Origin of the sequence: Pseudomonas sp. SIMBA_041 (genome assembly GCF_046535095.1) — a bacterium.
GTDB lineage: Bacteria > Pseudomonadota > Gammaproteobacteria > Pseudomonadales > Pseudomonadaceae > Aquipseudomonas > Aquipseudomonas mucoides.
The window spans coordinates 1-240 of the sequence record NZ_JAWRXJ010000863.1 but is presented as its reverse complement, the minus strand read 5'-3'; the positions used below and the strand labels follow the sequence as shown (position 1 = coordinate 240).

The following is a 240-nucleotide window of genomic DNA, read 5'->3' as shown; positions in this document are numbered from 1 at the left end:
AAAGCGGTGACCCGGGCAGTGCAGGCGCAAGATGCCGCGGCTCAGGTCGAGGTCGACCTGGCGGGCAAGCAGGTGCGGGTGCAGAGTGCGATGGCGGTGGAGCAGATCCTCACGGCGATCCGTGACGAGGGTTATCAAGCCGAAGTGGCCTGATGCCCAGGGGCGCTTGGTGCCCCTTTTGTTGCAAATGTTTTCATGCTGATGGAGCCCTTAGCAGGTAGACTTACGCACTTGCTTAGC

General features: G+C 61.2%; 1 protein-coding gene. It reads left to right on the top strand.

Going from position 1 to position 240, the window contains the following annotated elements; translation table 11 throughout:
• A partial coding sequence (locus tag SB725_RS33595) for a cation transporter (protein ID WP_410923745.1) occupies positions 1-153 on the top strand: 153 nt, incomplete at its 5' end.
• Positions 154-240: the final 87 nt, after the last annotated feature.